Annotated in this window: 12 protein-coding genes; 5 read left to right on the top strand and 7 right to left on the bottom strand. The window is 40.2% G+C overall.

Annotated features, from left to right (window positions below):
- Nucleotides 1-36: 36 nt before the first annotated feature.
- The 4 genes from ACZ5V8_RS07470 to pgi all read left to right on the top strand — a co-directional run bounded on the left by ACZ5V8_RS07470 (nt 37) and on the right by pgi (nt 5,363).
- Complete coding sequence (locus ACZ5V8_RS07470) at nt 37-1,380, top strand: TolC family outer membrane protein (protein ID WP_464217294.1); 1,344 nt, start codon at nt 37-39, stop codon at nt 1,378-1,380.
- Nucleotides 1,381-1,471: 91 nt separating this feature from the next.
- On the top strand, nt 1,472-2,983 hold the full coding sequence (zwf, locus tag ACZ5V8_RS07465) for a glucose-6-phosphate dehydrogenase (protein WP_464217293.1): 1,512 nt from the start codon (nt 1,472-1,474) through the stop codon (nt 2,981-2,983).
- Between the two features lie 13 nt (nt 2,984-2,996).
- A complete protein-coding gene (pgl, locus tag ACZ5V8_RS07460; RefSeq protein ID WP_464217292.1) occupies nt 2,997-3,719 on the top strand; it encodes a 6-phosphogluconolactonase in 723 nt (240 codons plus the stop codon).
- Nucleotides 3,720-3,734: 15 nt separating this feature from the next.
- Complete coding sequence (gene pgi, locus ACZ5V8_RS07455) at nt 3,735-5,363, top strand: glucose-6-phosphate isomerase (RefSeq protein ID WP_464217291.1); 1,629 nt, start codon at nt 3,735-3,737, stop codon at nt 5,361-5,363.
- On the opposite strand, the gene ACZ5V8_RS07450 is transcribed toward pgi, so the two are convergent.
- The gene (locus ACZ5V8_RS07450; protein ID WP_464217290.1) at nt 5,360-6,322 is read right to left on the bottom strand and encodes an FUSC family protein; all 963 of its coding nucleotides are present in this window, start codon (nt 6,320-6,322) and stop codon (nt 5,360-5,362) included. The genes pgi and ACZ5V8_RS07450 overlap by 4 nt on opposite strands.
- Nucleotides 6,323-6,506: 184 nt before the next feature.
- On the opposite strand from ACZ5V8_RS07450, the gene ACZ5V8_RS07445 reads away from it, so the two are divergent.
- Nucleotides 6,507-7,178: a response regulator gene (locus ACZ5V8_RS07445; protein ID WP_440616464.1), complete on the top strand. Its 672-nt coding sequence runs from the start codon at nt 6,507-6,509 to the stop codon at nt 7,176-7,178.
- A 5-nt stretch (nt 7,179-7,183) separates the two neighbouring features.
- Here ACZ5V8_RS07445 and fabV read toward each other — a convergent pair whose 3' ends face one another.
- The 6 genes from fabV to ACZ5V8_RS07415 all read right to left on the bottom strand — a co-directional run bounded on the left by fabV (nt 7,184) and on the right by ACZ5V8_RS07415 (nt 13,073).
- Nucleotides 7,184-8,377, bottom strand: coding sequence for an enoyl-ACP reductase FabV (gene fabV / locus ACZ5V8_RS07440; RefSeq protein ID WP_464217289.1), 1,194 nt, complete (start codon nt 8,375-8,377; stop codon nt 7,184-7,186).
- Nucleotides 8,378-8,484: 107 nt separating this feature from the next.
- The gene (dinB, locus tag ACZ5V8_RS07435) at nt 8,485-9,543 is read right to left on the bottom strand and encodes a DNA polymerase IV (protein ID WP_440616460.1); all 1,059 of its coding nucleotides are present in this window, start codon (nt 9,541-9,543) and stop codon (nt 8,485-8,487) included.
- A 2-nt stretch (nt 9,544-9,545) separates the two neighbouring features.
- Nucleotides 9,546-10,760, bottom strand: coding sequence for a multidrug effflux MFS transporter (locus ACZ5V8_RS07430; protein WP_464217288.1), 1,215 nt, complete (start codon nt 10,758-10,760; stop codon nt 9,546-9,548).
- A gap of 371 nt (nt 10,761-11,131) precedes the next feature.
- Nucleotides 11,132-12,196: a beta/alpha barrel domain-containing protein gene (locus ACZ5V8_RS07425; RefSeq protein ID WP_464217287.1), complete on the bottom strand. Its 1,065-nt coding sequence runs from the start codon at nt 12,194-12,196 to the stop codon at nt 11,132-11,134.
- Between the two features lie 85 nt (nt 12,197-12,281).
- A complete protein-coding gene (locus ACZ5V8_RS07420) occupies nt 12,282-12,434 on the bottom strand; it encodes a hypothetical protein (protein ID WP_464217286.1) in 153 nt (50 codons plus the stop codon).
- 36 nt (nt 12,435-12,470) lie between these two features.
- The gene (locus tag ACZ5V8_RS07415) at nt 12,471-13,073 is read right to left on the bottom strand and encodes a YigZ family protein (RefSeq protein ID WP_464217285.1); all 603 of its coding nucleotides are present in this window, start codon (nt 13,071-13,073) and stop codon (nt 12,471-12,473) included.
- Between the last annotated feature and the right edge of the window lie 58 nt (nt 13,074-13,131).

Below are 13,131 nucleotides of genomic sequence, written 5' to 3'. Positions count from 1 at the left end.
AGGTGCTATATCGAACATTAAACTTAGGAAAAAGGTATGACCTTTAAAATAAAGACACTTATTGGAATATCACTTGTTGTAAGCTCGGGTGTTGCTATGGCGACTACTAAAGCGCCTGTTGAAAACTTGATGCAAGTTTACCAACAAGCACTTGATAACTCCCCGCAATATAAAGCTGATTTTTACACGATGCAATCAAGTAAAATGGCAGAGCCTATTGCTTTAGGTGCTTTGCTGCCAAATATTGGTTTAAATGCAGGGGCAACAGTTAATCAAATCCAGACAACACCACAAAGTGGCAGTTATCATAACTACATAGCGGGTATCACGCTCACGCAAACGCTTTTCAACTATGGTGATTATCAGACTTATCAGGCATCAAAACAAAGTGCCTTAAGTGCTGAAGAAACCTATAATGCACAAAAGCAGCAGTTTATTTTGGATGTGGCAACGGCATACTTTAACGTGCTCAATGCTAAAGAGCAGGTCGTCTTTTTAAAAGAGAAATTAAAATCGGTTAAAAGCACATTAGATCAATCAAAGCTAAAGCTTAAAGTTGGGATGTCAACAAGTGTTGATGTGAAGACTGCTGAAGCAAATTATTATAGTGCATTGGCGGATTTAAAGGCCGCTGAGAACAGCCTTGAGTCTGCTTATTATGCCTTGTATCAATATACGGGTGTTGATAATAAATCATTAGCTGATTTAAAGAGTAATGTTAATTTCACTAACCCTGCACCTGACAGTATTGACGAGTGGGTTAAGCGCGCACATGCTAGTAATCCAAATCTCAAAGCACAGATTTACACTCAAAATGCAGCAGCAAAAACGTGGTCTGCATCAACAGGTAATTTCTTGCCAAATGTCAGTTTAATGGCAAATTATAGTATTAATGATAACTCAGGAAGCGCTTTTGCAACGGATGCAGCAGCCCTGCCTTTAGGTAACTATAGTAATGGTTATGTTGGTGTAACCTTTAGTTGGAATATTCTAAATGGTGGCAGTGATTACGCCGCTAGAAAGCAAGCGGCGTTTAACTATCAGGCGGCTGAGTTTACTACCCTTGATCAACAACGCAGCATTACTCAGAACATTGAAGTTGATTTTTATAATGTTGTCTCTGGTGTTAAGCAAATCGAAGCTTATAAGCAATCAGTAATTGCAGCAAAAGCAGCGTATGAGCAATATCAAGCGCGGTATAAAGTCGGTAGCTCTACAATTACCGAAGTATTAGATCAGCTGCAAAAACTATATGAAAGCATGTCATTGTTAGCAACGGCAAAATACCAATATGTGACAGATGTCTTGCAACTTAAACTTGATGCCGGCACGTTATCAGAGCGTGATGTTCAAATCTTTAATTCATGGCTTAAGTCTTAGTTTATTCGCTAGATCAACGCAATTAGCAGGTGAACTTGCTAGTGAAAAATGATATAACTAGTGTCGTTTGATCACTAACTAGAGAAGCTTAATGCAAAAGAAGCTAGCAAATGGAGTTATCGTCATTTTTGGCGCCTCTGGAGATTTAACCGCACGCAAATTAATGCCGGCAATATTTAGTCTTTATCAGCAAAAAGACTTAAGTAAAAACAATATTGTCTTGGGTGTGTCGCGTAGTAAGTTTGATGATGAAAGTTTCCGGCAGAAAATGCAAGAAGCGCTTTTAGATGAGTACCCCAAAGAGCAAAAATCAATCGATAAGTTCTTGGCGCAAGTGTTTTATCAGCAGATTGATGTGTATAAAGATGAAGGGTATGTCTGTCTACAAAAGCGCTTAAAGTTACTGTGTAAAACACATAAGCTTGAGCATAACTTCTTATTTTATTTATCCACACCACCAAGCTTGTACTATGAGATTCCTCAGCATATTGCCAAACTGGGGCTCAATGATGAGCATGACGGCTATAAACGCATTATTATTGAGAAGCCGTTTGGTACCGATGAACAAAGTGCTCAAGCGCTGAATGCACATTTATTGCAGCATTATCAAGAATCGCAGTTATTTCGTATTGATCATTATCTAGGGAAAGAAACGGTTCAAAATCTTCTGGTATTTCGTTTTGCCAATGCGATTTTTGAGCCACTTTGGAATGCCTCACATATTGAGAATGTCCAGATTTATGCCAATGAAGCCATTGGTCTTGGCTCGCGGGCGGGCTATTATGACCAAAATGGTGCGATTCGTGACATGATTCAGAATCACTTGTTGCAGTTGTTAGGCATTGTCGCGATGGAGCCACCGGCAAAGATGGATGCCTACTCCATTCGTAATGAAACCTTAAAGGTATTTCAATCGATTCGTCGCTTTAAAACAGCTGAAGACATTAAAGAAAATGTTGTCACAGGGCAATATCAAGAAGGTTGTGTGCAAGGTGTTTGCAAAGGTGCCTATCGCGAAGAAGAGGGTGTGGCAGTAAACTCAACCACAGAGACTTATGCCGCGATTCGCTTTTTTATTGATAATTGGCGCTGGCATAATGTACCGTTTTATGTACGCACCGGTAAACGCTTGAATCAACGTGTTTCTGAGGTGGTGATTAATTTTAAAGCCACCCCTCACCCTTTCTTTTCACAGGTGCAGAAGATTACTAAGTTTAAAAATCAATTGGTTATTCGCATTCAGCCGGATGAGGGCATTAAATTAAGCTTTGCTGCTAAAGAGCCAGGTAGTGGCTTTAAAACGCATGAAGTGGATATGGGGTTTTACTATTCTGACTTCGCACAGAAATCAATGCCTACAGCGTATGAGCGCTTGATTCTTGATGCTTTACAGGGTGATAACACATTATTTGCTCGAAATGATGCGGTAGAAGCTTGTTGGAATATCATTGATCCGATTATTCAATATACGCAAAAGCATGGCAAAAGTTTATTAAGTTTTTATCCAAGTGGCTCATTTGGTCCCATTGAAGCTGATAAGATGCTTGCTGAGCTTGGACATACTTGGCGCAATCCATCGTCTATCTTTAAGCAGAAAAAATAATTTGAGGAAATCAATGTCATATATTACTTACCAACAGCAACAAGATATTGCTTATGCGATGTTTGATAAACTGGTTGCATTATCACATTCCAAACAAGGTTGTGTGCATATTGCATTATCAGGTGGTACAACGCCTAAGAGCATCTTTGAACTGATCAATCAACTAGGTCATTCGACTCAAATTAATTGGCAAAATTTACATTTTTGGTGGTGTGATGAACGTTGTGTTGATTTTGCCGATAAAGAAAGTAATTTTGGTGAAGCCGATAGATTATTGTTTGCAAGCGTTGATATCCCAAGGGAGAATTTACACCCAATGCAAGGCGATATTTCACCTGAGCAAGCTGCTCTTAACTATGTGAGCCGGTTAAAAAAGCATGTACCACAAATCGATGGTGTGCCACAATTTGATTGGGTGTGGTTGGGTATGGGTGATGACGGGCATACCGCATCTCTTTTTGTCAACGGTGTACCATTATCATCGGATAAATGGGTTGAAGTTGCCGTGCACCCAAGTACAAAGCAAGCACGAATTACCTTGACACTTAAAGTACTTAACAATGCTAAAATGATAGACTTTTTAGTGACAGGTGAAAACAAAGCAGCTATGTTAGCTAAGGTATTTGATCGCCAGAGTGTGACGATAGATTATCCAGCTAAAGCAGTGAGTCTCACAACTGGGCGCTTAGTTTGGCATGTGGATCAGGCAGCAGCCAGTGAATTGGATGAGGGATAACAACAAGGAATTAAAATGAATCAACACATAAGACAACAGCTACAGCATTTACTAAAAACGGATTACTCAGACTTGGATATCAATAGTTTATTTAAAGAAGATGAAGATCGATTTAATAAATATCATTTGCAGGTTGGCAGTTTATTATTGGATTATTCAAAAAATAAGTTAACGGATGATATTCTAGCCACGCTTTTTGAGTTGGCGGGTGATGCCAAGGTTGAGAAGTATCGCGATAAAATGTTCATAGGAGAGAAGATTAATACCAGTGAGCATCGCGCTGTATTGCATACGGCTTTGCGTGATCTCTCTGATCAAGCGGTTATCGTAGATGGCATTGATGTTAAACCTGAGATTATCAAAGAACGCTCACGTGTCAAAGCACTTGTTGAGAAAGTTCACAATGGACAATGGCGTGGGCACTCAGGCAAAGAGATTACCGATGTGGTTAATATTGGTATTGGTGGCTCTGATTTGGGCCCCAGAATGGTGGTTGAGGCATTAGCACCTTATCACGTAAACAAAACACAGGTGTATTTTGTCTCAAATGTCGATGCTGAATCTATTTTGAGTGTTATCACAAAGCTTAATCCTGAAACGACGTTGTTTATCGTGGCATCCAAGTCATTTACGACCCAAGAAACCTTGATGAACGCAATAACAGCACGTAAATGGTTGCTTGATTTTTACAAACAAGATCAAGTCGCCGTGGCTAAGCATTTCGTCGCGGTATCCAGTGCACTTGATAAAGTAGAAGCTTTTGGCATTGATCTGAATAATTGTTTCCAAATGTGGGATTGGGTTGGTGGGCGCTACTCATTATGGTCCTCAATTGGCATGGCAATTGTATTTGCGATTGGCTTTGCCCATTTTGAGGAACTATTGAAAGGCGCTTTTGCGATGGATAATCACTTCAAAAGTGTACCACTGACAAAGAATATGCCGGTCATTGTTGCCTTGATTGCAACCTTATATAGTGATTTTTATCACACGCAATCGCAAGCCATTTTGGCGTATGACGAGCGTTTGCGTCATTTGGTTGACTATTTGCAGCAAGCCGATATGGAGAGCAATGGCAAATCATGTAAAAAAGATGGCAGCTTAAGCCCTGAACAAACCGGTGTTGTGCTCTGGGGTGGGATCGGCACTAATGGTCAACACGCATTTCATCAGTTATTACATCAAGGTAATGTTATTGTGCCTGCTGATTTTATTGCAATTAAAAAGCCTCACCATTCCTTGAAAGATCATCATCAAGCATTATTGGCTAATTGCTTGGCGCAATCGCAAGCTTTGATGCAAGGAAAATCACTAAATGAAGTCATTGATGAGCTCAAAGCACAAGGTTTATCTGAGCAGGAGATCACTACTTTGGCACCGCAAAAAGTCATTGCAGGCAATAAACCAAGTAATACCATTGTCATCGATGAGCTAACCCCGCACGCATTAGGTGAGTTGATTGCCTTATATGAACATAAAATATTTGTCCAAGGGATTCTATGGGGAATTAATAGTTTTGATCAGTGGGGCGTTGAATTAGGCAAAGCTTTAGGTAAGCCGATTTTAACGAGTTTAGAACAACAAGATTTTGATAATGCAAATTATGACAGTTCAACAAAAGGCTTGCTCAAATATATTTCTTAGTAACTTATTTCATTCTCGCGGCGCTGAATAATATAGCTTAAAACGGCACTACTCATAAGACCAATAAAGCCACCGATAAATACATCAATGATTCGATCACTGCTGGTGTATAAGTAATGCGCACCTGCAAAGGTAACGATAAAAAAACAGCGTGTGGCAAAGGATGCAGTATAGTTTTGAATCCCTCTGAGACTTACGATAATGCCAATGAAGCTCAGATTAAAAATCAAAGGACTGTTAAGGTTAAACAATAGTGTCACGATAATGCCCAATGATAAACCAATACATGCCCCAGTGACACGTTTTTGAATCTTATCACGCGCCTTTTTAAAACTCAGACTGGCGACGGATAATGATGACCAGAGTAACCATTGTGGTTCAGCTAGTTGTGAAAAATGCCAAACAAGCATGCTGATTAATAGCGGCAGGAAGTAGACACAGTAATGGATGCTATGCTGTGGTTGTAGCTTTAATGTGAAGTTTTGATAACCCTTTATCGCTTGTGTGCGTAAGCTAATGAGAAAGACAATAATAACGCTTAAAAGACTAATGCTAAAAAGTTTGGCAATGATTGTAATAGTGACCAAATCACCATATGCTCTTGTTTCAAAGGCGGTGTAGATAATGCCGATAAACAAATAAGCACCCATGGATTTAAAGCTTGGATTATAGGTTTCAATCATACCAATGATAATCGCAATAATTGAGACGATAGTGATAAAATAAAAGTCACTATGCATCAGCAATTTGACTAAAACAAAGGTGATTACAAATAAAAAAATAAGCATCACAAAAGCAATACGCTTACTGGTATGATCGCAAAAAGGAATAATCACTGCAGCAGCGTATAAACCACACAGTAGATAAATGGGCTGCGAAAGAAAATAACTTAAAATAGCAGCAGGGACAACGGCAATAAGCATTTTAACAATGGATGAATAATTGAAAACTCTATGCATATATACATCCTTTTTGTGATAGGTGAGCAGATTATAGTACAGCTTGATCAAACCTTAAATTCATTTAGTTTAGATGATTGTTTAGAATATCTAAATTGATGAAAAATTGGTGAAACATATCAACCTTTGCCATTGATGATGCTACTATTTCAAGCATTGTCGAGTAAATATAAGTGAATGTTTAATGCGAATATTAGTCGTTGAAGATGATGAGATGTTAGGTGATGGTATTGTTGAGGGTTTAAGGCAGCATAATTATGCCGTTGATTTAATGCGTGATGGCAAAATGGCTGAGCTTGCCTTAGATACTGAGCCTTATGATGCCGTGGTGATGGATATTGGCTTACCACACAAAGATGGTATCGCTATTGTTAAGAGCATTCGCGCGAAGGGTAATGCGGTTCCTGTATTGCTATTAACAGCGCGTGATGCCATTGATGATCGTGTGCGTGGACTGGACTCAGGGGCGGATGATTATTTGACAAAACCGTTTGACTTATCTGAGCTTCTGGCAAGAATGCGTGCATTAGTTAGGCGTTCTGTCGGGCGTAGTGAACCTAAGATTAAATTTGAAGCGTTAGAGCTTGATCCTGCCGCGCAAACGCTAACAATTAATGGTGAGTTTGTTAAACTATCTAGACGTGAATTTGCTTTATTGGAATGCTTATTAGAAAACATTGGCAAAGTGGTTTCTAAAACAAAACTGCTTGAAAAGCTCTATGGTTGGGATGAAGAAGTTGATTCCAATACCCTAGAAGTGCATATCCATAATCTACGTAAAAAAATTCAAAACAAATATATCAAGACATTGCGTGGTGTTGGTTATATCATCCAAAAACCACCGCAGGAAGCATAAAATAATTAAGGTTGCTTTGATTTCAAAGTATCAATATCAAGAGACTCATCATAATCAACACCGGCAACATTAAAGCCATTGAGCTCTAGAAAATCCTGATAAAAGCCAGCAAAATCACTGATATCTTTAAAGTTCTCAGAGGTCATTTTTGACATAATCGCATTGGTTAATGTTTGGGTTTTATCATCCATCTCAAGGTTATCAGGGCGCACGCGTCCAACCTCATCGGTGATACGTTTATTACCATAGAGCATATCACGCATAAAGCGATCGATTTGCTCGATGGTGTTCTCATGTGTGCCAAGTTCTTTCATCACTTTGAAAAGCGCGCAGCCATACAGTGGAAATAGCGGGATAAAAGCGCTAGCTTTAGTCACTAATGCTTTGGCAACAGTAACAAACGCTTCACCTTTTAGACTGTGCAGTTCATTGTTAAGCGTTAATGCCGTTTTTTCTAAATGACGCTTAGCTGCCCCAATCGTACCTTTTTTGTAGATAGCATCGGTGCCATCGGCGCCATCATAAGAATAAGCGGTGGTTTTAAAGCCATCGGCTAAAACGCCCGCCTCTTCAAGTGACTCAATCCAAAGCTGCCAATCTTCGCCTCCCATGACTTTAATGGTTTCACTGATATCATGCTCAGTTGCTGCCATCATTTTACCATCAACAATAATTTGTTTGTTTAAGTCAAGAGTGGGCGCAGCTATTTCACCGACGGTACTTTTTAATACCGAGCTGTGTGTTATTCCCGTTTTAGGATCGGTGCGTCTTGGTGAGGCAAGGCTGTAGATTAATACATCAATTTTGCCGTCAAATTCTTGTTTGATCATATCGATGGTTTGTTGTCTGATCTCATCAGAAAAAGCGTCACCTATAATGTTTTTGGCAATGAGTCCGTCCTTTTCAGCTTGCTCTTTAAACCAGATATTATTCCACCAGCCAGCACTGCCTAAGCGTTTATCATTGACGCCCGGTTCAAATGACACACTAATCGTGTCAGCATCAGCACCATAAGCAAGGGCGATGCGTGAGGCAAGACCATAGCCAGAGGAGCCACCAATAATTAGAGCACGTTTTTTGCTCGTGAATTTTGGTGAACTTTTCATATAGTTAATTTGTTTTTCAACAACGGCTTTGCAGCCAATGGGATGTGGATTCTTAACCAATCCACCACGCATAATTTCGGGTTTTACAATCATGATATTTTTATAAACTAAAGTCTTAAAGTGTTGACGATGATATTAAGCAGCTCTTAGCGAGTCAAGTAGTTATACCCATCATAATCGTTTGGTGGTGGGCATATTCATCACAAAACCAAGGGAATTTGTTTAACAGGTTGCTCACTTAGCTTGACACCTAAACCAAGTAAACGAATAGGATTGCTTTGTTTGTGATATAGGTTGTCAAAAAGCAGTAAATAGAGCTTAAGTTCACTATTTTCTGCATGTCGTTCAATGCTTGTTTTATGAAATGTGTTATCGGTAACTTTAATAAAAATGCCCTCAATACATAGCGTGTGTTCAGGCTTGAGTCTTGCTAAAAGCTCTTGATGCAATTGGATTAACGCCTGAATGCATTCATCTTTTGTGGTTAGGTCGTTTTGATAGGTGTGCTCAACGCCTAATGACTTGCGGATGCGTTTGGGGTTTACTTCGCGGTGATCAATGCCGCGACAATAGTCATATAAACGGATGCCAAGTTTGCCAAAATGATGCTCGAGCGCTTTGATATCAAGCCTTTGCAAATCAGAACAGGTGTTAAGTTCCATTTTTTGAAGCTTATCTTTTGTCACACTGCCAACACCAAAAAGCTTACCAACGGGTAGGTCTTGAATAAATTTATCTACATCCTGCGGGCGAATAACGTATAAGCCGTTGGGTTTATTGATGTCACTGGCAATTTTAGCTAAGAGTTTGTTTGGCGCAACACCGGCTGAGGCGGTAAGCCCTGTTTCTTTTAAAATCTGTTCTTTAATAGCTTGCGCCATTAATGTCGCACTATTGGCGTGGCTTTTAATATTTGTTACATCAATATAAGCTTCATCTAATGATAAGGGTTCAACGAGTGGGCTGATACTTTTAAAAATATCGCGAATAATATTTGAAACACGCTTATATTTATCAAAATCAGTGGCGAGTAATATTAAATCAGGACATTTTTGCAATGCGATACGTGTTGGCATAGCAGAGCGCACACCATAGCTTCGGGCAATATAATTGCAAGTGCACAGCACGCCGCGCTTGACATTATTGCCACCAACAGCAAAAGGTTTATCACGAAGGGTGGGGTTGTCTTTTTCCTCAACTTGTGCGAAGAAGTAGTCCATATCGATATGAATAATTTTACGTGTGGCAAAGTCACTCATTTTTATATGCTTGTTGCTTCTTTGTTTAAGGTGAAAGTTAAAGCAAATAATAAAATTAAACTGGTGATTGAAGTTGCGAGCATTGTCAGCGCCAGTGGATAGGAAGTGTTTATTGCAAAAAGTGTTGCCACTGAACCAACCACTGAACTGCCACCTAATTCAAGCGCGCCAAACATTGCTGAAGCGGCTCCGGGATATGCGCCAAAAGGTTCAAGTGCGCCACTGGCGCCAGAGCCTGCGGTGAGCGCACAGCCAAAAGTAGCCAACATGCTCGGACCAAAGAAGCCCCAAAGGCTTAAACCAAAGAGTTGATAGACCACAATAAGTAAAACGCCTGAGGATAGTATCAATATGGATCCAAGGACAGATGTCTTTAAAACACCTAATTTATGCACAATAGCGCCAGAGATTATTGAGCCAATTAAAAAGGCGCCACCCGCCATGCCAAAGAAAATGCCGATTTGTGAGCGTGGTTCACCAAGCGTTTGAATGATATAGGGTGTCATTGAAAACAGTGTGAAAAAGGCAGAAACGCCAGCGATGGCAGGCAAGGTATATGCCCAGAACGTTAGACTCTTGCAAATGCTAAAGTAACGACTAAATAGACTCAAGTTAAAAGGTTTGCGATTATTAGGGTGTGAGCTTTCTTTGACAAACAAGACGGTTAATATCAGTGTCAATGCACCAAGTCCTGTTAGAAAATAAAACACCGCATGCCATGGAAAATAAGCGGTTAATAAGACGCCAATGATGGGCCCCAAGATGGGTGAGATGGAAATCATGGCATTTAGAAAGCTATAAATCATTGCACTTTTTTTGCCGGAGAAAGCATCGCGGACAATGGCAAAGGCGCTAACGGACATACCACAAGCACCAAAGCCTTGAATAATACGAAAGGCGATAAGCCAACCGATATGGTTTGATAGTGCGCATAATAATGAGCCGATACAAAATAAGCTTACTGAAATAAAGAGTACTTTATAGCGACCAAACTGATCCGATAATGGTCCTAAAATCAATTGACCAAATCCGGTGACAAGGAAGAATAAAGATAAGGTGAGCTGCACCATTTCCTGAGAGGTGTTTAAAATGGCTTTCATCTCAGGAATAACTGGCATATACGTGTCAAGTGCTAGCGCGAAGCTAAAAACAACGGGGGCAAGTAAAAAGACCGTAATAACGGGCGAATACGGCCATTGATAGGTTTTATGTGTCATGATGTCTATTTTGTCGTTATTCTTTTGTTTTTGTGCTTGCTTGATTTTGTTGCAAACAGATAATGCAAGTCATTGTAGCTGTTCTTAAAGCAAAGTCGAGTGCTTCTAACTCAAGTGACGGACTTTTTCCTATTTCAACACCACATCACTTGAGTATACTCGCCACTGGCGTGGCTGGTGGCAGTGACTTTTATCCCGCAAAAAAGTCACCAAAAAGCTCGCCCGACACGTTTTGTTAACGCTAAGCCAACGGGTCAATCGTCCCTCGAAGGGGAAAGGTAAAAACAATATGGCTTCGACTGACGCTCAACCAACGGACGATAACGGCAGCTGGATGCGTGGCAATCGATTTGTGTCATGGATGACAGCGGTTATTTTGAATGCATACTTTGCCATTGATGAGCCAACAACGGGTTCCACATGGCACCCGTCGCACTCATGGCGATATCAGCGCCTGCATTTAGATAGTCATCAATATCTTCAGGACAAACAATACCGCCAACACCGCAAAGCACAAAATCAAAGTGATTCTCTGTGCGTATCTTATGAATGCGCTTAGTCATTTCAAGGGATAAGTCTTTAATAATACTGCCGCAAATGCCACTGTTTAAACGTCCCTCACCAGGAAGCGCTTGGGTATTATCTTTGTTTCTTGCTTGCATTGAAATGGTATTGATCGCCGCAATACTATCAACAAATGGCGCATTGGCTTTGATGATGTCATGTGCTTTAGCTTCGTCTTTGATATAGCCCATCTTGATCATAAGCGGCACGTCCTTGATTGCTTTTTTTACCGCTTTTGAGATCGTGCTTGAAAGCTCAGCATCCTGATAAATACTGCCTTCTTTAGAGACGACATTCGGACATGAGTAATTGAGTTCAATTGCTTTAGCGCCTGCTTCAACAGCCTTTTGTGCGCAAAGGATGAAGTCATTGATAAAATTGCGCTCTGGATGAGGGGTGCCAACACATGAAACGATCATCAGCTGATCAGGCGCCATACATGCATTGGCTTTGGCAATATCTTCCTGCCAAATTTCAATCGACTTGCTTGGAATACCAAAAGAATTGGTAATGGCAATTTCGTGGGGTGTTTGTGGCGCTTCATCAAACGGATAAATGCTTTGACCAATATCGTCAATGGTTAATTGCTTATGACTATCAACCATTAAGCAATTTGGTGCAGGATGTACTTTGCGTTCAACAGTGCGCACGGTTTTATAAACCGGTAGATCAAAGCCTAATTCGGCATATAGCTTGATATATTCAGCATTAATTAAGGGACCTGCGGGCACACCAATGGGTGAGTTTATTTGATAACCCCATAAATTAATTGGTTTTAATTGAATGCGTTTGGGTATAGTGAAATCACACATTGGTCCATTGTTGTAATTCTCATCATAAGATTTATGGATATCGTAAGTCGGATGTAACATAGCTGCTTCAAACTTAAGTTGATTTGCCACATGGTAGAGAAAAAATGAGGAAATGCAAAGTGATTTATTGATTAATGGCACTACCTCAAGAAGTAGTTTGTAAATATAGGCTTTGCAACGACGCTAAATCAATCATCCCTGATAAAATGGATTGCCACGCATCCATGCTCGCAATGACGGCCTCTGACTTGTCATCCGTAAGCCAGGATGGCGTGAGGATCCAATGCGGAGCTGCCATGGATGGTTGGTCATCCTCCTAGGTAGTGCCGTTAATTTATTGATGAATAATGACTCGTCCTTGTGTCATTTCTAGTAGCGCTTGATAAGTGGTATCCCATTTTGATAATGCAATATCGAAGTGCAGGGTAATGTCATTGGCAAAGATCGAATCAATCGGTGTTAATTTAAGCGTGTGTAGCACTTGTTCAATTAAGGCGGTATCTCTGTATTGGTAGGTCAATGACAGTTTTTTGGTTGGGGTAAAACTCACCAATTTGCTATTTTTAATAACCTCATTGGCAGCTTGTCCATAGGCACGCACCAAGCCACCAACACCGAGTTTGGTGCCGCCGAAAATTCGCGTCACAACAATAGCAACATTGATGAGTTTGTTACCTTGAAGATGATTAAGGATTGGCTTGCCTGCAGAACCTGAAGGCTCGCCATCATCATTAAAACGAATCTGCTGATTGTCAAAGAGATGATAAGCCCAACAGTGGTGATTGGCATTGTTATATTCTTTTGTAAGTTGCTGCAAGAAGCTGTGAAGCTCTGAAGGATCTTTTAAAGGCAATAAGTGAGCAATAAAACGAGATTTTTTAATCGGCTCAATTTCATGCTGTGATATACATTCAACGCTGTAATAATTTGCTGTCATAGTCGATATTTTGTCACTCTTAAGGTTCAATTAAGGCAAGTATGGTGTTATTAGGCGC

It is taken from the genome of Cysteiniphilum sp. GTC20157 (assembly GCF_055396795.1).
This window is presented reverse-complemented; position numbering and strand designations above follow the sequence as displayed.